At 45.4% G+C, this 19,177-nt stretch carries 18 protein-coding genes; 13 read left to right on the forward strand and 5 right to left on the reverse strand.

Going from position 1 to position 19,177, the window contains the following annotated elements:
• Positions 1 to 10: 10 nt before the first annotated feature.
• From FKX85_RS08415 to FKX85_RS08425, 3 genes are all read right to left on the reverse strand, one after another.
• On the reverse strand, positions 11 to 391 hold the full coding sequence (locus FKX85_RS08415) for a hypothetical protein (RefSeq protein ID WP_141614312.1): 381 nt from the start codon (positions 389 to 391) through the stop codon (positions 11 to 13).
• 100 nt (positions 392 to 491) lie between these two features.
• Positions 492 to 782, reverse strand: coding sequence for a hypothetical protein (locus FKX85_RS08420; RefSeq protein WP_141614313.1), 291 nt, complete (start codon positions 780 to 782; stop codon positions 492 to 494).
• Between the two features lie 32 nt (positions 783 to 814).
• Complete coding sequence (locus FKX85_RS08425) at positions 815 to 2,494, reverse strand: hypothetical protein (protein ID WP_141614314.1); 1,680 nt, start codon at positions 2,492 to 2,494, stop codon at positions 815 to 817.
• A 293-nt stretch (positions 2,495 to 2,787) separates the two neighbouring features.
• On the opposite strand from FKX85_RS08425, the gene FKX85_RS08430 reads away from it, so the two are divergent.
• The 10 genes from FKX85_RS08430 to FKX85_RS08475 all read left to right on the forward strand — a co-directional run bounded on the left by FKX85_RS08430 (position 2,788) and on the right by FKX85_RS08475 (position 12,070).
• Entirely contained in the window at positions 2,788 to 3,033 is a 246-nt protein-coding gene (locus tag FKX85_RS08430; protein ID WP_015265566.1) for a type B 50S ribosomal protein L31, read from the forward strand.
• Positions 3,034 to 3,111: 78 nt separating this feature from the next.
• Complete coding sequence (locus FKX85_RS08435) at positions 3,112 to 4,311, forward strand: GlmU family protein (protein WP_141614315.1); 1,200 nt, start codon at positions 3,112 to 3,114, stop codon at positions 4,309 to 4,311.
• Positions 4,312 to 4,326: 15 nt separating this feature from the next.
• Positions 4,327 to 5,469 (forward strand): DNA polymerase III subunit, encoded by a 1,143-nt coding sequence (locus tag FKX85_RS08440; RefSeq protein ID WP_141614316.1) that lies wholly within the window; start codon positions 4,327 to 4,329, stop codon positions 5,467 to 5,469.
• Positions 5,466 to 5,906 carry an ATP-dependent zinc protease family protein gene (locus FKX85_RS08445; protein WP_141614317.1) on the forward strand — a complete coding sequence of 147 codons (441 nt, stop codon included), beginning with the start codon at positions 5,466 to 5,468 and terminating at the stop codon, positions 5,904 to 5,906. Before FKX85_RS08440 ends, FKX85_RS08445 begins: the two co-directional genes overlap by 4 nt.
• Positions 5,906 to 6,814, forward strand: coding sequence for a 30S ribosomal protein S6--L-glutamate ligase (gene rimK / locus FKX85_RS08450; protein WP_141614318.1), 909 nt, complete (start codon positions 5,906 to 5,908; stop codon positions 6,812 to 6,814). Before FKX85_RS08445 ends, rimK begins: the two co-directional genes overlap by 1 nt.
• Entirely contained in the window at positions 6,814 to 7,749 is a 936-nt protein-coding gene (hemC, locus tag FKX85_RS08455) for a hydroxymethylbilane synthase (protein ID WP_141614319.1), read from the forward strand. The genes rimK and hemC overlap by 1 nt, the downstream gene beginning before the upstream one ends.
• A gap of 1 nt (position 7,750) precedes the next feature.
• On the forward strand, positions 7,751 to 8,596 hold the full coding sequence (locus FKX85_RS08460) for a peptidylprolyl isomerase (protein ID WP_141614320.1): 846 nt from the start codon (positions 7,751 to 7,753) through the stop codon (positions 8,594 to 8,596).
• Positions 8,568 to 9,506: an SDR family oxidoreductase gene (locus FKX85_RS08465; protein WP_168196236.1), complete on the forward strand. Its 939-nt coding sequence runs from the start codon at positions 8,568 to 8,570 to the stop codon at positions 9,504 to 9,506. The genes FKX85_RS08460 and FKX85_RS08465 overlap by 29 nt, the downstream gene beginning before the upstream one ends.
• A 293-nt stretch (positions 9,507 to 9,799) precedes the next feature.
• On the forward strand, positions 9,800 to 11,380 hold the full coding sequence (locus FKX85_RS08470) for an alanine/glycine:cation symporter family protein (protein WP_229239805.1): 1,581 nt from the start codon (positions 9,800 to 9,802) through the stop codon (positions 11,378 to 11,380).
• 99 nt (positions 11,381 to 11,479) lie between these two features.
• Entirely contained in the window at positions 11,480 to 12,070 is a 591-nt protein-coding gene (locus tag FKX85_RS08475) for a porin family protein (RefSeq protein ID WP_141614322.1), read from the forward strand.
• Positions 12,071 to 12,425: 355 nt separating this feature from the next.
• On the opposite strand, the gene FKX85_RS08480 is transcribed toward FKX85_RS08475, so the two are convergent.
• Positions 12,426 to 12,992 (reverse strand): helix-turn-helix domain-containing protein, encoded by a 567-nt coding sequence (locus FKX85_RS08480; RefSeq protein ID WP_141614323.1) that lies wholly within the window; start codon positions 12,990 to 12,992, stop codon positions 12,426 to 12,428.
• A 198-nt stretch (positions 12,993 to 13,190) separates the two neighbouring features.
• Here FKX85_RS08480 and FKX85_RS08485 point away from each other — a divergent pair, with 198 nt between their 5' ends.
• Positions 13,191 to 15,176: an alpha-ketoacid dehydrogenase subunit alpha/beta gene (locus FKX85_RS08485; protein ID WP_141614324.1), complete on the forward strand. Its 1,986-nt coding sequence runs from the start codon at positions 13,191 to 13,193 to the stop codon at positions 15,174 to 15,176.
• A gap of 5 nt (positions 15,177 to 15,181) precedes the next feature.
• On the opposite strand, the gene FKX85_RS08490 is transcribed toward FKX85_RS08485, so the two are convergent.
• The gene (locus FKX85_RS08490) at positions 15,182 to 15,979 is read right to left on the reverse strand and encodes an MOSC domain-containing protein (RefSeq protein WP_141614325.1); all 798 of its coding nucleotides are present in this window, start codon (positions 15,977 to 15,979) and stop codon (positions 15,182 to 15,184) included.
• A 722-nt stretch (positions 15,980 to 16,701) separates the two neighbouring features.
• Between FKX85_RS08490 and dnaK the strand changes: the two genes are divergently transcribed.
• Both dnaK and FKX85_RS08500 read left to right on the forward strand, forming a co-directional pair.
• A complete protein-coding gene (gene dnaK, locus FKX85_RS08495; protein ID WP_141614326.1) occupies positions 16,702 to 18,636 on the forward strand; it encodes a molecular chaperone DnaK in 1,935 nt (644 codons plus the stop codon).
• A 129-nt stretch (positions 18,637 to 18,765) separates the two neighbouring features.
• Positions 18,766 to 19,140: a co-chaperone GroES gene (locus tag FKX85_RS08500; protein ID WP_141614327.1), complete on the forward strand. Its 375-nt coding sequence runs from the start codon at positions 18,766 to 18,768 to the stop codon at positions 19,138 to 19,140.
• Positions 19,141 to 19,177 lie beyond the last annotated feature (37 nt).

A 19,177-nucleotide genomic window follows, 5' to 3' on the forward strand; every position in this document is an offset into this window, starting at 1 on the left:
TTGGGCATCTTTATTTGATGTTTTGCCTGGGCTTGATACCGGAGCCATCAGCGTCGTCCTCTTGACTTGGACCTGTAGTGGGCGGGATAGAGCCTCCTGCGGGGTTTGCTTTTGCCTTCTGCTCATGGTCATAAAGCCGGGCTTTTAATTTGTCATTTTCCGTTTCCATCCTTTTGATCTTTTTCCCCATGCTGCTTGCATACATGGATACGAGCAGCCATGTGATCAGATAGAGGACAAAGCCAGCAAGAAGCCAGATCACCACTTTTCCAGCAGTGAGTTCCTGGATTCCAAAGCCATTCTTAATGCTGTCGAAAACCAGAAAAAACACCAGTGCTACTCCAAAAAAAAGTGCTACCAAAAGCTGAAATACACTTGATACCTTTTTCATAAATTTAAAATTAAGATTTGTTATCCAATATACTAAACTGATTGCATAGTGGAAAGTTTCTTATACAATCCTTCTTGACTTATTAGCGCGTCATGCGTGTTTATCTCGACAATTTCGCCATTTTGGAATACTCATTGGTTTCCATGTCAAATTTTTCATGCACATACACCAGCATCCCGAATTCCCCATAAGCGTCAGAGCCTGCATAAAGTAAATAGCTAATCAGGTCCGTGAAATATCCTATTGTAAATGGACATTCCGGCTGGGTGGCCTGGCGTTGTAATTCAGCAGGATCCACCTGTTCGAAGATGACATCAAACAACGGCTTCAGCAGGGCGAAGTTAAGCAAACCAAAAATGATGGCCAGCAAAGCGAATAAATTATTGTCCAATAGTCCAGCTCATTGTTTTTTGACTGATCTGGTCAGTAATTATACGTTTCCCTGGCAATATTGAGACGCAGTGACAAGTGGGAATAGTTACTGACGGCTGGCGCGTCCGAATCTTCCGAAGTATGCCTTCTGTAGCTGTGCCCAAGGTCAATAAATAAATTATGCTTGAGCATGTATGATGCGACGACATTGCCCATGATCAGTTTGTTTTCCACTCCTTGTCCGATCCTGTGACCATATAACCCAAGGCCGTCTTCTCCCTCTAACCTGTTTTTTAACAAATCCCCTCCCATATTGGTGGCTTCGTCAGGATCAGTACCGTAAAGATGGTATATACCTGTAAAATTAAAGGAAAGTTTTGGAAGGGGCTGATAGCGGATGATTCCGATAGCCTCCCGGAAGTTGGCTCCACGTGGGTGGGCGATGGGCGTTCGATAGTTGGTGTAGGCTTGATGCTCAAATTTCTCTTGATAAGTATAAGGCCGGGCTTGGTTGTATTCCAGCTGTAAATCTAGGTTCGGGATGTTGAAGGCATTGATGTATTTGTAGCCCAGCTGGAGTCCATGTTTATTGCGTTTGGAGTTTTTGCCTTCTACACCAAAAAACTCTCCGAAGACAAATTCATCCAAGGCAAACTGGCCATAGAGCTGCATGGCACGGGCAAAGTTCCATTTGAAGTCCGTTCCCAGCATTACCTTGTCGGGTGTTCCCAGTTGATGCTCCACCCATCGGTAAAAAATCACCGGATTGAGGTAAGTCCAGTCGGCTTGATTGGCCATGACGGATTCGAAGATGCCAATGTTCAGTTTTTTGCCAATGTTCATGCCAAGCCGGTGGAGCGAAAACCACTTTTGGGGGTAACGGCCGTCTTCAGGTCTGTTGCGGCTATTCAGGAATATGTCGGCTGTCATCTGTGCCCACATGGTCGTGTACTGTAATTTCCAGACGTTCACGTTCAGCTTTAGAAACATGTAGGGGTTGGAGAAATCCGATAGGATCATGGAGCGGTAGCCTTCGCCGACAAAGTTCCTGTCATGTCCCATCTGGGCTTCAATGTGTTTGGAAGCTTTAAAGGTAAAATACCCCCTGGCAGCGAAATAACTATACCCATGATCACTATATGGCTTCCAGAAACCCTGGCCGGGCACTGCGCCGTTGTGGGCGGCATAGTCTTCTGCCCAGGTGGGGAAAATCACCTCGTTGCTGGTAAGGTAGGTGTAGAAACCTACTTTCCTGTCGATGCTTCCCCTAAGGGTGATCCCGCGCGTGTTTCTGAAATTGGTGCCTTCTGCGCCAGACTCCGTGCCGCCGCGGAAATAGATCACCGGATTTACATGGACGTCAAAATCCTTGTCCCTGTGATAATAAAAGTCTGAGGGCTTTTTATAGATTTTTTTCCAAAGTGGCTTTTTGGAAAGTGATGTCTCTTCTTCTACAAATTCCCAGTTGTCATTTCTTAAGTAGCGGAAATTGAATTCGTCCACCCTTCCAGTGGCCTCTTGGTCCACTTCATTCAGGAAACGGGCTACATTGTCTCTCCTTAATGGTTTGAAACCTGTCTGGTAATGAGGGGCAAATTCCCCCCTTAAGATCTCGTAGCGATCCAGCAAGTGATAGTATTCCCTATTATAAGGTATCAATGCACTCTGTGCCATACATACTTCCATCACGCCACATAGAAGTCCTACGGCTAGTAAAAATTTCCTTAACATGTTGTGTAATATGATTAACGTCAAACTCGGTTTCAGTCCCAAAACTTAGGACAATAATCCCTTATTGCCATAAAACTACATTAATTTTTGGTCAGAAAAAGAAGGGAGAAGCAAGTGATATTCCCCTGAAGGCTGGTATTTTCTTTAATTTTTCCACATTTTTGTTAGTAAATAGTGCGCTGACTACCTTTGGGTTAAATAATTCATTGATAAACATTTGGAGGCTTTTATAAAAAAGGATAACTTTGTGCCTCCATTTGAAAAAGCGACATTTAATATAAATAGGGATTACCATGAAAAAAGACATTCATCCAAACTACAGAGAGGTTGTTTTCTATGACACTTCCAGTGAATATAAGTTCCTTACCAAATCTACGATCGAAACTGACGAGACGATCACCTGGGAAGATGGAAACGAATATCCTCTTTATAAAGTGGAAGTGAGCTCTAACTCTCACCCTTTCTACACCGGTAAGAAAATGCTTCTTGATACCGCCGGTCGTGTGGAGAAATTCAACAGAAGATACAAAAAGAAATAATTCATTTCTTTGTAGTGAAAGCAACTTTAAAAAGTCTCTTGGAAATTGTATTCCAAGAGACTTTTCTATTTTTGTAGCATGGAGCAAGTTACACTATTTGATGACCCTGCTTATAGAGGGTCGTTGTTACCGTTTACTTTTACACGTCCAGTAGCTGAGATCAGGGTGGGCATCTTGAAGATCCGTGAGAAATGGGAGAAATATCTGGATGCTACAGCCGGTTTTATGACACTGGATTACCTACAGGAAAAATTTCCTCCATTAGCGAATAGTAGGTGGTTCATCAATGGAGGGCTCTGTCCTGACCATGGAGTGGTCACAGCCATCAAAACCTTGGAAAAGGGGCAGTGTCTCTATAAAGACAGCGTTCTACTGGCGGCCTTTCCAGAAGATCCTTCTTCCTTCAGTATTGATACTGCCAAAGAAAAGGGGGCGGTTAAGTCTTATGAGGGTGAAATCACCCTGGTCCACCGTAATTGGCACATATTTCAATTTAATGCCCTGGAGCTGCGGAAGGATTTTGTCCTGCTCACCACTAATCGCACTTCAGTGGGGATCAATGATCCCCATACGATCGCTTACCATCCAGAGATGATTTTTGTGGAGGAAGGGGCGAATATCAAGGCAGCAGTGCTCAATGCTGAAGATGGTCCAATTTATATAGGCAAAAATGCCGAGGTGCAAGAGGGGGCGTTGATCAGAGGGCCTTTTGCATTGTGTGAGGGGTCGACCGTGAACATGGGCGCAAAAATGCGCGGGGACAGCACCATTGGTCCATTCTCCAAAGTAGGAGGTGAAGTGTCCAATTCCGTGATTTTTGGTTATAGCAACAAAGGGCATGACGGCTTTATCGGCAATACGGTGATAGGGGAATGGTGCAATTTCGGCGCTGATACCAATATTTCCAACCTGAAAAACAATTACGCTCCTGTCAAGGTATGGGATTATACCAAAGGCAATTTTGTCAATACTGGATTGCAGTTTTGTGGCCTAATGATGGGGGATCATTCGAAGACCGGTATCAATACCATGTTTAACACCGGTACAGTGGTGGGCGTAGGTGCCAATGTGTTTGGTGCTGGTTTTCCAAGGACGTTTATCCCGTCCTTTTCATGGGGAGGAGAGGACAGAAGTACTTTTCAGATGGATAAATTTGAGGAGACTGCAAGGAAAGTGATGGAGAGAAGGGGGGTGGCATTTGACCAAAAAGAAAAATCCGTTTTGGATAAAGTGTTTGATTTGACCAAAGCATATCGCATTTGGGATAAAGAAGTATAAGCAAAATCGCTAGCAATGTTATTTTCGTCCATACCAGGCTTACAGGAGACCAAGGAGCGCCTCATTCAGGCCATTAACAATAATCACCTCGCCCATGCGCTGTTGTTCCATGGTCCAGAGGGAGCTGCCAATCTTAAGATGGCGTTGGCCCTGGCGACTTATGTAAACTGTGAAGATAAAGGTGCAGAAGATGCCTGTGGAGTTTGTAGCTCGTGCCAAAAAATGGCAAAACTCGTCCATCCGGACCTAAGTTTTACTTTTCCGGTTCCGGGAAGCCTGATCAAGGAAGACGATGATAAAAACAGGAAGGTGGACATTTTGGCACCATGGAGGGAGTTTGTGCTCACAAGGCCTTACAGCAGCCTTCAAGATTGGATTTATCATAATGGTTTTGAAAAGAAGCAGTTGAACATATCTAAGGCCGCGGCCAAGCAAATCATCCAGACGGTATCATTAAAGTCCTTCGAAGGGGGCTACAAGACTATTTTGGTGTGGATGCCAGAGCTTATGCATACTTCGGCCGCCAATGCGCTGCTGAAAGTATTGGAAGAGCCGCCAGAGAAGACCCTTTTTCTCATGGTAGCCCACCAGCCCGAGCAGCTGCTGACCACTATTCTTTCCCGTACCCAAAAGGTTCTTGTCAGGGCTTTTTCCGATGAAGAAGTCAAGGAGCATTTGATCAACGAGGGCCTTTGTTCCCGTGAGGGAGCCCTACAGGTGGCGCCACTTGCCAATGGCAATATGAGGGAGGCCTATCGGTTGGTAGACCAAGTAATCGATGAAAATACGGCAAAATTTAGGGATTGGATGAGAATTTGCTTTACATTGGATATCAATAGTATTATGTCACTGGCGGAAGGTTTTCAAGGGGCTGACAAGGAAGGGCAAAAAGCGTTGTTCCTTACCGGCCTCAATATCCTCAGAGAGAGTCTGCTAAAGAGAAGCCAGCTGGAAGAGCTGATGAGGACAGCACCTGCTGACAGGGAGTTTGTGGAAAATTTCAGCCTTAAAGCTCTGACAGAGGAAAAAATCCTCAACATCTACCGATTATTAAATACCGCGCATTACCATTTAGAAAGAAACGCCAACGCCAAAATATTGTTTGCAGACCTTTCTTTTGACATGGCCAAAGTACTTCGCAAAAAAGAAACCGCATGAAAAAGCATGTTATCGGTCGAAGAGAAAAGATCAGCCTGCCTGATTGGGGGCTGGTTATGATTTCTGCAAAAGTGGATACAGGTGCCTATACCAACTCGATCCACTGTGAGTGGGTGGAGGAAAAAGAGGTGGAAGGAGCACGTGTCCTGGAGTTTAAGGTTTTGTCACCCAAACATCGGCTTTATACTGGAAAGGTAATCCGCACCAAGAGGTACACACAGAAGAAGGTGAAAAATTCCTTTGGGAATGCGGAACTCAGGTACAAGGTCACCACCAAGGTGCTGATGTTTGATGAGGTTTCTGACGTGGAATTTACGCTATCAGACCGATCAAAAATGAGAAATGCCCTACTGCTCGGCAGGAAGATGCTCCGTGGCAGATTTATAGTAGATGTAGACCAAACAAACTTATCCAAAAAATATAAAGTAGCTAAGTAATGAGAATAGCCGTACTTTCCCGAAATCCAAACCTATACTCTACACGCAGATTACGTGAAGCGATCGTCGCCGCAGGTCACGAAGCGCTTATCATTGACCATTCTCTTTGTGATCTGGTGATTGAGCAGGAAGGGCCTTCCATCTTTTACAGGGGTGAAAAATTGTCCAATATCGATGCGATCATTCCGAGAATTGGCGCGTCTGTGACATTTTATGGAACGGCGGTGGTCCGCCAGTTTGAGCTGATGGGCGTCATATCTGCCGTGGAGTCACAGGCCATTGTCCGGAGCAGGGATAAGTTACGTAGCTTACAAATTCTCTCCCGCGAAGGATTGGGGATGCCCAAAACGGCTTTTACGAATTTTTCCAAGGGAGGAGAAAAACAACTCATCGATCAAGTAGGCGGAGCCCCATTGATCATAAAGCTGCTGGAAGGCACGCAGGGATTGGGGGTGGTACTTGCCGAAACACGCAAAGCGGGCCAGTCTGTAATCGAAGCCTTCCACGGGCTCAAGGCGCGGATCATCGTACAGGAATTTATCAAAGAAGCCAAGGGAGCCGATATCAGGGCCTTTATAGTGAACGGCAAAGTAGTGGGAGCCATGAAGCGCCAAGGGGAAGAAGGAGAATTCCGCTCTAACCTGCACCGCGGAGGCAAGGCCACTGTTATAAAGCTGTCGGCTTTAGAACGGAAAGCTGCATTGGGCGCTGCCAAGGCCCTTGGGCTAGCCGTGGCCGGAGTGGATATGCTACAGTCTTCGCGAGGCCCTTTGATCCTGGAGGTGAACAGTTCTCCGGGATTGGAAGGTATCGAGAAGGCTACAGGAGTAAATATTGCAGGCAAAATCATTCAATACATTGAAGAAACTGCCAATAAAAAATTATCGAAAAGAAAAATCAAAGATTAATGCAGCCTATACGAATAGGAACACGGGGCAGTAAGCTAGCCCTTTTTCAGGCACATCATATTGCCGACCTTTTACAGGCCCAGGGCCTAGAAACAGAAATCGTTACCATCACTACCAAAGGGGACAAGATACTGGATGTGGCGATCTCCAAAATCGGCAGCAAAGGGGTGTTTACCGAAGAACTAGAGGAGCAGCTTGCCAGTGGAGATGTGGACATTGCCGTTCATAGTGCCAAGGATATGCCTTCCTCATTGCCGGATGGTTTTGAACTCATTTCCTTTACCAAGCGGGAAAAAGTAAATGACATTATTTTGAGCCATCGCGAAGATATTGACTACAAAAATCCAGAAAAACCCTTGCTTTTGGGGACCTCTTCTACCCGAAGGGTGGCTACGCTCAAACACTATTATCCTCACATCAAAACCGTGGAGGTGCGGGGAAATCTACAGACACGCATTCAAAAGATGGAATCAGGAGCCTGTGATGCCTTACTCCTGGCCTATGCCGGTGCGCACAGGATGGGGTATGATGACCTGATCCGCCATGAGCTTTCATTGGATGAATTCACCCCTGCTGTGGGGCAGGGGAGCATTGCTGTGGAAGCCTGCGATAGATTGGATATTGAGCTTAGAAAGCAGATCGTGGCTGCGACCCATCACACGGAAACTGGGTATCGCCTGCGTGCAGAAAGAAGCTTTTTGAAGATCTTGGAAGGGGGATGTAGTATTCCTGTGTTTTGTCTTGCTACCTATAGATCAGGACAGGTAGAAATGACAGGTGGAGTGGTTAGTCTGGATGGCAAAGAACGCATCCAGCATCAGGTTTCCGGTCCTGCCGAGGAGGCTGAAATGGTAGGGAGAAACTTGGCGGAAAAGGTGATCCAGTCAGGGGGAGATCGCATTTTGAAAGAGATTAAACAGCAACTTAACACGTAATATGAAAGTACATTTCTTCGGACTGGCCTTATTGCTGTCCTTGCTGATTTCCTGTTCATCCCAAAAGGATTCACTCATTAAAATCCATACCAGGCACGGAGATATCTATGCGATTCTTTATGATGAAACGCCAAAGCATAAGGAAAACTTTATCAAACTTGCTGAATCCGGGCGGTTTGACAGCACGGAATTTCACCGTGTCATCGATAACTTCATGATCCAAGGTGGCGATGTCTTTACGAAGGAAGGACTGCCAGAGTCAGCGTGGTATACGATCCCTGCGGAACTTGATAAAGGCTATCTCCATGAGAAAGGAGCTATTGCTGCTGCTCGTCAATCCGATAATGTCAATCCGGAAAAGCGATCCAGTGGATGTCAGTTTTATATTGTGGAAGGAAGAACATACACCGAGGAAGAGCTGACCACGGATGTCAAGAAACTCCAAAGACAGTTTATGAAATTTATTTCCCTTGAAAGTCAGCGCACACTTGCTGAACAGTATGCTAAGCTGTATGAGGAAGGGAAGTATGAAGAGATGACCAAGCTGATGCTGTCTAAGAAAGAGGAAATGGAGGACTTTTTGCACGTCAATTTGTCAAAAAAAATGGATGATGCGTCCAAAGAGACTTTTACAACTGTCGGCGGGACACCGCACTTGGATGAAGGAGGATATACGGTTTTTGGGAAGGTGATCAGGGGAATGGATGTGGTGGAGAAAATCGCTACAGAAAAGACAGCAGCTATGGACAGACCTGTAGATCCCGTGTATATTACCGTGGAAGTGGAAGAAGTACCTAAGAAGAAAATAACAAAAGAATATGGCTTTGAATACCCAGAAGATAAATAAACCGAGCCTGTTGATTACCGGCGCAAACGGCTTGTTGGGTCAAAAGCTGGTGAAGCGTTTGCTCGAAAAAGGAACTTTCAATGTGATCGCTACAGGCAGAGGAACCTGTAGATTACCCAGTGAATGGGAAGGGTTTACCTATGCTTCCATGGATATCACCAATAAGGAAAATGTCCTGGATGTTTTTCAGAAGTATACACCTGAAGTGGTGATCCATGGTGCCGCCATGACCAATGTCGATGAATGCGAGACTTCCCAAGAAGCTTGTTATCAGCAGAATGTTGCGGCGGTTGGGAATATCATTGTAGCGTCAGAGAAATGCAGTAGCTTCCTGGTTCATGTGTCCACCGATTTTATCTTTGATGGTGAGGAGGGACCATATTCTGAAGATGCAGTTCCTCGTCCTGTCAACTATTATGGAGAGACCAAGCTGCAAGCAGAGGCGTTGATTCAGCAATCATCCTTAAATTGGGGGATTGCCCGGACAGTGCTGGTTTATGGAATTTCCCATGATATGAGTCGATCCAATATTGTGCTTTGGGTCAAAAAGTCCCTTGAGGACGGAAAAGAACTTCAGCTGGTAGATGATCAGCTGCGGACGCCTACGCTGGCGGAGGACTTGGCGGAGGGCTGTATTCTAATGGCCGAGCAAAGAGCAAAGGGTGTTTTTAACATTTCTGGAGACGAACTGCTGACGCCGTATGATATGGCTGTTCAGACAGCCGAATTCTTTAAATTGGACAAAACCAAGATCAATAAAACGGACTCAAGTGCTTTTCGCCAGACCGCAAAAAGACCCATGAAAACGGGGTTTATCGTTCAAAAAGCTAAAGATCAGTTGAATTTTAAACCAAAAAGTTTTACAGAAGGAATTGAAATTCTAGCAAAACAGCTTAATTTAGCCAATTGAAAAAAAGAACATTCATCAGAATAAATCCAATTTTGCCTCTTTACCTTATGGCTTATATCCCCAATATCAATTGTTTCCTTTGTAATAAAGGCTGCGTTCCCAACGAGGGAAGGTGGAGTTCAGCGTTATAACGCGCGCTCCCAATAGAAGGATGTAGGAGTATACAAGTCAGGTAACCAGTGGTGTTGGGAGATTAAGGTGAGGTTCGTGTGTTAAAGGGCTTTAGTATACCAATCAAATATAAACGTATCATGTATAGAAAACTTCTATCCTTCTTAATTTTTCTTTTCCCTATGTCGCTTCTTGCACAAGAGGCCGCTCCAACTGAAGAATTGAGTTTTGGACAAAGAATAGACCGGTCTTTCCAGCCTTTTGCAGATGCTTGGGAGGGCTTAGTACTATATCCAATTCCTATAGCTGGATATGACATTCCGATTGTGTTGATCTTGCTTGTTTCCGGAGCTACATTTTTTACAGTTTACTTTGGTGTACCGGGTATCACCAAAATGCGGCTTTCCATCAATACAGTACGGGGAAAATACGATGACTTAGAAAGAAACTATAGAGATCCGGAAAATCCCGATGTGATCCCAGATGAGGCCAAAGGCGGTGAAGTGAGTCACTTTCAAGCTTTGGCTACGGCTGTTTCCGGAACAGTAGGCTTGGGGAATATCGCCGGGGTGGCCGTTGCCATTGCCTTGGGTGGTCCAGGTGCTACTTTTTGGATGATCATTTGCGGTTTGTTGGGGATGAGTACAAAATTCGTGGAATGTACCCTTGGGGTAAAGTACCGCGATATAGAAGATGACGGTACCGTGCACGGTGGGCCGATGTACTACTTGTCACGTGGCTTGGGCCATGACTTAAAGAAAGGCCGTCTTGGCCAGTTTTTGGGAGGGCTTTTTGCCGTGCTGTGTGTGGGGGCTTCGTTTGGAGGAGGGAATGCTTTCCAGTCTAATCAAGCGTCCTCTCAGCTCGCTAACCTGTTAGACATTAATTTCCAAACCAATGGTTTCTGGATAGGGGTAGTCTTAGCGATTTTAGTGGCTGTGGTAATTATCGGAGGAATAAAGAGAATTGCGACCATTACAGAGAAGGTGGTGCCGTTCATGGCAGCCATTTATGTGCTGGCATCATTGGTCATCCTGGGCGCGCACTATGATTATGTGGACGATGCCATTGGGCTGATCATCGATGGTGCATTTACGCCGATGGCAGGTTTAGGCGGTATGCTAGGCGTGCTGATCGTAGGATTCCAAAGGGCGGCATTTTCCAATGAAGCGGGCGCGGGTTCTGCAGCGATTGCCCACGCAGCGGTGAAGACCAAATTCCCTGCAAGCGAAGGAGTGGTGGCCTTATTGGAGCCATTGATCGATACGGTGGTCGTATGTACCATGACTGCTTTGGTGATTATTTTCTTTAATATTGACGGAGGATTGAATAATGTAGAAAGTATTTTTAACTACGGAGGAGATGGAAGTGGCAATGTGGTCCTCAAAGAATCCGGGGCTTCTCTAGGAGGTGTCGAATTGACCACCATGGCTTATGATTCTGTTATTCCCCATTTCTCTTATGTGCTGACTGTGGCCATCATTTTGTTTGCATTCTCCACAATGATATCTTGGTCTTACTACGGCCTCCAGTCCTGGAAGTATCTGTTTGGAAGAAGTAAAGCGGCTGATTTGACCTATAAATTGCTTTTTATTGCGTTTATTATCATTGGCGCTTCCACGACCCTAAATGCAGTGGTGAAATTCTCTGATGCCATGATCCTTGCTTTGGTCTTTCCTAATATGATTGGGCTGTTCTTCTTGTTTCCTAAAGTAAAACTTGAGCTTAAAAGATATTTGACTGCCATAAAAACACAAAAATAAGAGCTTTGTCCACCATTAAAAGGAAGTCTTTCCTGTTGGCAAGGTATTTGAATTTATAATTCACATTAAGTAAGTGTTTATTTAAATCGTAACTGAGTAATGAAAAAAATTTGGATATTGGTCATCGTCCTGGTAGGCTTGGGGACAGCTGCCAAAGCGCAGGAATTTAGTATAGGGCCTAAGTTGGGGATTTCCCAAGGGAATATTAAAGTAGATGGAGACGGGTATGAAAGTGGTAGCGAGAAATTGGGCTATCATGTAGGTGCTTTTGTGAGAATGGGCGGGAATTCGCTTTACCTTCAGCCAGAGGTGTTATACGTAAACACGGGAGGGGAAATCAAGGAAACCCAGGGATCAGAGGATAAGACTTATGAAGCATCTTTTAACCGCTTTGATGTGCCTATTATGGTAGGATTTAAAATTGGAGAGGTGTTCAGAGTCCAAGGTGGGCCAGTGGCCAGTTTCTTACTCAATTCAAAATTCAAAGATAATATCGCTCCGGATCCTGAACCAGAGTATAAAAATGCTACTGTGGGCTACCAGGCAGGGATAGGATTTGATATTGCCAATATGATCATTGACTTAAAATATGAGGGGTCGCTGAGTAATCAGGCAGAAAGTATTGCCGGGTTTGATACAGATCAGCGGCAAAATCAGCTTATCGTCTCCTTGGGGCTTCGGCTATTTTAACCCGATGCTAAAAATCACCACAAGGCGGCTCTATCGGAGCCGCCTATTTTTTTGTCGGTTTTTAAGGGATTGGGGGACAAACGGCAAGCAGAATCCAATTTATCGGAACGCAGATAACGCTGATTGGATAGGTTTTTGCTGGTTCTATTTTTTAAATTGGAAAAGCCAAGGAAAGAAAAAAATGCTGGTTTTAACCGACGTCACCTTTCCAGGTTCTATGACTTCACGCTAAAACCCGGTCCATGCAGATTAGAGGATTGTTCCAATAATTAACAGGGACATGGATTCTTAAAAAAAAGCATAACGAAAGTTATGCACCCGCCCTCCTTAGAAATATTGCTTGATCCGGGATCGGCTACTTGAGTTGGTCTAAGCCGGAACGGGGTTTTTCCTTGAGCTTTTTGTAGGCTGAAGGGGTCATGCCCGTGATTTTTTTGAACTGACCGGATAAATGTTGGACACTGCTGTACCCTAGTTTCCAGGCAATTTCGCTGAGCTGCAATTCTTGATTGAAAAGCAATTCTTTCGCTTTTTCTAGCTTGAGTTTGATAAAGTACTTTTCTATGGTGGAGCCTTCCTTACTGCTGAAAAGGTGACTCATTTTACTATAATCTTCACCAATTTCGTCTCCAAGGTATTTGGCTAGGCTTAAGGAAGCGGGGATTTCTTCCAGTAGCATCAGTTCGTGCAGTTTGTTTTTGATCCGCTCAATGAGGCGGCTGTCAATGTCTTGGATAAGTCCAAAGCCAAGTTTTTCCAAGTGGGTCTTCAGTTCGTTCAGCTTGGACGGTTCAAGGGGCTTTTCAAAAGTAACCTTCCCTAGAGCCACCTGCTCAAAAGGAATGTTTTTTTCCTTCAATATACTTTCCACCGCCATGATACAGCGTGGACAGACCATGTTTTTCACCAATAACTCAGACATACTCCTTTAAACTGAATTTGTTGGGTATAGGTTTGCCTTTTTGATAGTAAAAGTCCTGCATGGGGTTTTGGTTCCGAGAACGCCTGTGATGGGTTTGGGGAAATCATAAAACTTAGTGGCTGTGATGACATATTTTTAGACCATTGTTGAAGAATTGGGTGGACTGGAGTAGCTTTGTTATAACCACGCTGAAAGATTATGGCCAAAAAAATGGTTTTTGACAGAAAGGGACTGAGCGATAGTGATCTGTTACTATTTTATGAGAAGCTGCTTATGCCTCGAAAGATTGAAGAAAAAATGCTTCTCTTACTTCGGCAGGGCAAGATCTCCAAATGGTTTAGTGGATGGGGACAAGAAGCCATTTCCACCGCCGCTGTCATGGCCATGAAGGAGGATGAGTTTTTGCTGCCGATGCACCGGAATCTTGGTATTTTTACTGGCAGGGATGTTCCGTTAGACCGGTTGTTTGCACAGTTTCAGGGTAAGTATTCGGGTTATACCAAGGGACGTGACCGTTCTTTCCATTTTGGATCGATAGATCATCATATCGTAGGAATGATCTCCCATTTGGGTCCGCAGCTAGCGGTGGCCGATGGGATCGCACTGGCCAGTAAACTGGGAGCAGAAGATAAAGCAACGTTAGTGTTTACCGGTGATGGCGCTACTTCTGAGGGCGACTTTCACGAGGCACTAAACGTGGCGTCGGTTTGGCAGCTTCCAGTGATTTTTGTCGTCGAACATAATGGTTACGGACTTTCTACTCCCAATGAGGAACAATTTCGTTTCAAACAGTTTATCGAAAAAGGTGCGGGTTACGGTATGGACGCAGTAAAAGTGGATGGGAATAATGTGCTGGAGCTGTATCATGAGTTGTCTCGAATCGTCGAGGACATCCGGGCACATCCAAGACCATTTTTGGTGGAGGCCATGACTTATCGAATGCGAGGGCATGAGGAATCTTCAGGAACCAAGTATGTGCCAAAGGCTTATTTTGAAGCGGGAAGTAAATGTGATCCTGTGAGCAATTATGAAGGCTATTTGCTGGAGATTGGAGCGCTTAGCAAGGATACCAAAAAGGCCATTGAGAAAAGGATTGCTGAGCAGATAGAGACTGGGCTGGCAGCAGCTTTTTCATCAGCATTTCCTGTGGCGGGAAAGGGGGAGGAGCTGGATGTGTATTGTCCTTTTGAGGTAACTCCCCGAGCACCAGGTGCTTCCGGTACAGCCAGGAAACGATTAGTGGATGCCATTAGTGACGCTTTACAGATGAGTATGCGGAAGTTCCCGAACTTGGTGCTGATGGGGCAGGATATTGGAGCTTATGGTGGGGCATTTAAAGTAACAGAGGGATTTTTGGATGAGTTTGGTGCAGATCGGGTGCGCAATACGCCGCTTTGTGAAAGTGCAATTGTCGGCGTGGCTTTGGGACTTTCCTTAAAAGGCTATAAGGCAATGGTGGAAATGCAGTTTGCGGATTTTGTGAGTTGTGGCTTTAACCAGATCGTGAATAATCTCGCCAAAATCCATTATCGATGGGGACAGCATGCAGACGTGGTCATCAGGATGCCTACCGGAGCTGGTGTAGGTGCAGGGCCCTTTCATTCACAGTCAAACGAGGCATGGTTTTTCCATACACCAGGGCTGAAGGTGATTTATCCATCTTCCCCTCATGATGCCAAGGGGTTGCTTGCAGCAGCCATCGAAGACCCCAATCCTTGTTTGTTTTTTGAGCATAAGGCACTTTATCGATCCATTACAGAACAGGTGCCGGATGATTATTACACCCTGGAAATAGGTAAGGCCAATTTGGTGAAAGAAGGGTCTCAATTGACTGTGGTGACCTATGGAATGGGAGTGCACTGGGCGAAGAAGGTGATCGAAGAAAATGAAATCAGCGCAGATTTATTGGATTTGCGCACGCTGCTGCCCTGGGATAAGGAATGTGTGGCGCATTCCGTGAAGAAGACCAATAAGGTGATCGTCCTTCATGAAGATTGCCTGACCGGTGGCATTGGGGCGGAAATTGCCGCCTGGATCAGTGAGCACTGCTTTGAGTGGTTGGATGCGCCTGTTATGCGTGAGGGAAGCCAGGATACTCCAGTGCCTTTTGCGGCTAGCTTGGAAGCGAATTTTCTGCCTGAACAGCGCTTTAGGGAGAAGCTATTGGCATTGCTGAGGTATTGATGGGGTCATTGGATGACGTTGACCTGATCCCCTACGTTAATCACTCCTTTTTCCAATGTGATCAGATTTTGACCGAAAAGCACTTTTTTTTCGCTCAGCCGATATTTGGAAAGTGTTTTTAAGGGTTCTTTGCCTTTTATGCCTGTCTGTTGGTCCACCGTGGTCATGACACAACGTGCGCAGGGCTTAGTCCGTTTAAATTTACACTTTCCGATTTGGAGTAGCTCCCATCCATCTTCTTCAAATGCCTCGCATCCACTGATGACGATGTTGGGGCGAAAACGCTCCATGGGGACAGGCTCTTCCAGGCGCTCGTTAAGATCGTCGAGGGAAGCCTGGCTGATCAGGAGATAAGGCATGGCGTCTGCAAAGCTGACGGTTTCGTCGTTGACTGCGTATTTTTTTTTGATCGATCGGGAAGTGTTTTCTGGCATAAAGACCAAGTGGCAGGAAGTGGCCAGTATATCTGAGAACCATTGGTCCACTTGGGGGTTTACTATTTGTCCTGATACCACATCATCCCAGACTTTTACTTCCATAAAACGATCCGTTTCAGGAGCGAAGGGGATGCTGATCTTTTGGTGTGGATGGAGTTTGTGCTGGACCTCTAGGCCTTTATCGGTAAGGTTTACCTGAAGAAGGGCCATGGTATGCAGAGCGCGCTGGGTCATAAAGGTACCGGAATCATCTACTAACATCCATCTTCTGTCCCACTTCAAGCCTTTTATAAATACTTGAGATGTTTCCAAACGGGTTCCGCCAAGGGATTTGATGGGGTAAATGTAAATGTCCTGTACTTTCATATCGAGGTTTTAATTCCCAATTTAAGATTTTGTCCCGAAAAATCATGGAAAGAATGTGTTCTGTTGGCGTGGTGGATTCTTTTGGTTTGGCATGTGTAATGTTGTTTTCGGAAAGTGATTCTTCCTTCCACTCAGAAATAAAGAAAGAAACGATCATCCCAATGAGAAGTACAAGTAACCATCTTAATCGTTCATTTCGCCGTGAAGGATTCATGCCAGCATAGATTTTTAATGTTCTTAATCGTGAGCAGCCATTCCAATATAAAAGTGCTTAGACCAACTGACTGCTAACAGTCGAAAGTCTTGCTGCTCTAAATTAATAGATGCACCTTGAGGTGAAATGGTTGCATGAATTACTTCAGAATCAGTCTTTTTTTAAAATAAATGTGATCAAAAGGCGGTAGAAAGGGATGAGTTGATGAGGGAAGAGGGGGCAAGTGTGAACCTTGTCCCGTCTAAGCCAAAAGAGAAGTATGGTTGGGAAGTAAGCCGTGTCCGGTGGGCAGTGTCATGGGAGATGATTTAAAAAGGTGACAAGGATGCATGAATCCAGGGCCGGCTTGACAGAATTACTACCTGAAGGTAGTGGGATTTGTCATATTTGCTGCCAATCTGACACAGGGAAAGCGGAAAATCGGCTTGGCACATGACTTGTTAATTAAGTTTTTGAGCAATCAAGCGAATTAAGAAAACAAGAAATAAATTAAGAAATAAAATTAGTTATGGGAAAAATTATTGGTATAGACTTGGGAACCACTAACTCCTGCGTAGCCGTGATGGAGGGTAACGAGCCGGTGGTTATCCAAAACAGTGAGGGAAGAAGAACCACTCCTTCTATTGTGGCATTTTTGGACAATGGAAACGGAGAGAGAAAAGTGGGTGATCCAGCCAAAAGACAAGCTATCACCAACCCAGCCAATACCATTTCTTCTGTGAAGCGGTTCATGGGTAAAAAATTCTCTGAGGTTTCGGATGAGAAAAAACATGCGTCCTATAAGGTAGAGCAAGGTGCTAACGATACGGTAGCCGTAAAAATTGGTGACAGAAGTTATACTCCTCAGGAGCTTTCTGCGATGATCCTTCAGAAAATGAAGTCCACCGCAGAGGATTTCTTGGGCCAAGAAGTAACGGAAGCCGTGATTACTGTACCCGCTTATTTTAACGATGCAGAACGTCAGGCCACTAAGGAAGCTGGCCAAGTAGCTGGCTTGGATGTGAAACGTATCATTAACGAGCCTACCGCTGCGGCCTTGGCTTATGGTATGGATAAAAAAGACCAGGATATGAAGATCGCTGTGTATGACCTTGGTGGGGGTACATTCGATATTTCAATCCTTGAGCTGGGCGATGGCGTATTTGAGGTGAAGTCTACCAACGGTGATGTACACCTGGGCGGTGACGACTTTGACCAAGTGATCATCAACTGGCTGGCAGAGGAGTTCAAGAGCGAAGAGAATATCGATCTGAAGCAAGATCCGATGGCCCTTCAGCGTTTGAAAGAAGCTGCTGAGAAAGCTAAAATCGAACTTTCGAGTTCTTCTTCTACAGAGATTAACCTGCCTTATATCACTGCTACACAGACAGGGCCTAAGCACTTGGTGAGAAACCTTACCAAAGCGAAATTTGAGCAGCTGTCTGAGGATTTGGTGAAAAGATCCATGGAGCCTTGTAAGAAAGCATTGTCTGATGCCGGACTGTCAGCTTCTGAGATCGATGAGGTGATTTTGGTAGGTGGATCTACCCGTATTCCTAAAATTCAGGAAGAAGTAGAGAAGTTCTTTGGCAAGAAACCGTCCAAAGGCGTGAACCCTGACGAGGTGGTTGCGATTGGTGCAGCGATTCAAGGTGGTGTGTTGACCGGTGAGGTGAAAGACGTATTGTTGTTGGATGTGACGCCACTTTCCTTGGGTATTGAAACCATGGGCGGCGTGTCAACAAAACTGATCGAAGCAAACACCACGATCCCTTCCAAGAAGTCAGAAGTGTTCTCTACTGCTGCGGATAACCAGCCGGCCGTGGACATCCACGTGCTTCAGGGAGAGCGTCCATTGGCCAAGGACAACCGAAGCATCGGTAGGTTCCAGTTGGCGGACATCCCGCCGGCCCAGAGAGGAGTTCCTCAAATCGAGGTGACCTTTGATATTGATGCCAACGGTATCCTGCATGTGTCTGCTAAAGACAAAGGAACTGGCAAAGAACAGAAAATCAAGATCGAGGCTTCTTCCGGCCTTTCAGACGATGAAATCGAAAGAATGAAAAAAGAAGCTGAAGCCAATGCTGCTTCAGATAAAGAGGAGAAAGAGAAAATCGAGAAGCTTAACCAAGCGGATAGCCTGATCTTCCAGACGGAGAAGCAATTGAAGGAATTCGGTGACAAGTTGTCTGATGGCAATAAAACCAATATCAATGGTGCATTGGAGAAGCTGAAATCGGCTCACCAGGCCCAGGATCTGGCAGCCATCACTCCTGCTATCGAAGAGCTGAACAAAGCTTGGGAAGCAGCATCTACCGAGATGTACAATGCGACGCAAGGCGCTGCTGGTGCTGAAGGTGCCGCTGATGCAGGAGCTGGTGCATCAGCTGATGCTGGAGCCGAATCAGGTGACGGTGTCTCTGATGTAGACTACGAAGAAGTAAACGAAGAAGACAAGAAATAACATTCTTCGGGATTCATAAAACAAAAGCATCTCGAGCAATCGAGATGCTTTTTGTGTATCAGCCCAAATCTGCTTGAGCTTTTGCAGGATGGCAGTATGGTTTTAAGGACAACAGAAAAGGTGAAAACAATGCGTTTGACAGAGGATAATAAACTGAAAAAACTGGTGGTCGTAGGTGACCGTGTACTGGTTAAGCTCAAAAAGGCAAGTGAAAAAACTTCCAGTGGGCTTTACCTGCCGCCAGGAGTCCAAGAGAAAGAAAAAGTACAGCAGGGGTATATCATGAAAGCCGGCCCTGGCTATCCAATCCCCATGCATGTGGAGGAAGATGAGCCATGGAAAGAAAAGGATGAAAATGTCCGTTATGTGCCTTTGCAGGCAAAGGAAGGGGATCTGGCTATTTTTCTACTTACAGGAGCACATGAGGTAATCTATGAAGGCGAGAAATTCTATATTGTTTCCCAAAATGCCATTTTGATGCTGGAAAGGGAAGAGGAACTTTGAGGAAAGTAGCAAGATAGAGGGAAGAGTAAAGAAGAAA

The organism is Echinicola soli (genome assembly GCF_006575665.1).
Lineage (GTDB): Bacteria > Bacteroidota > Bacteroidia > Cytophagales > Cyclobacteriaceae > Echinicola > Echinicola soli.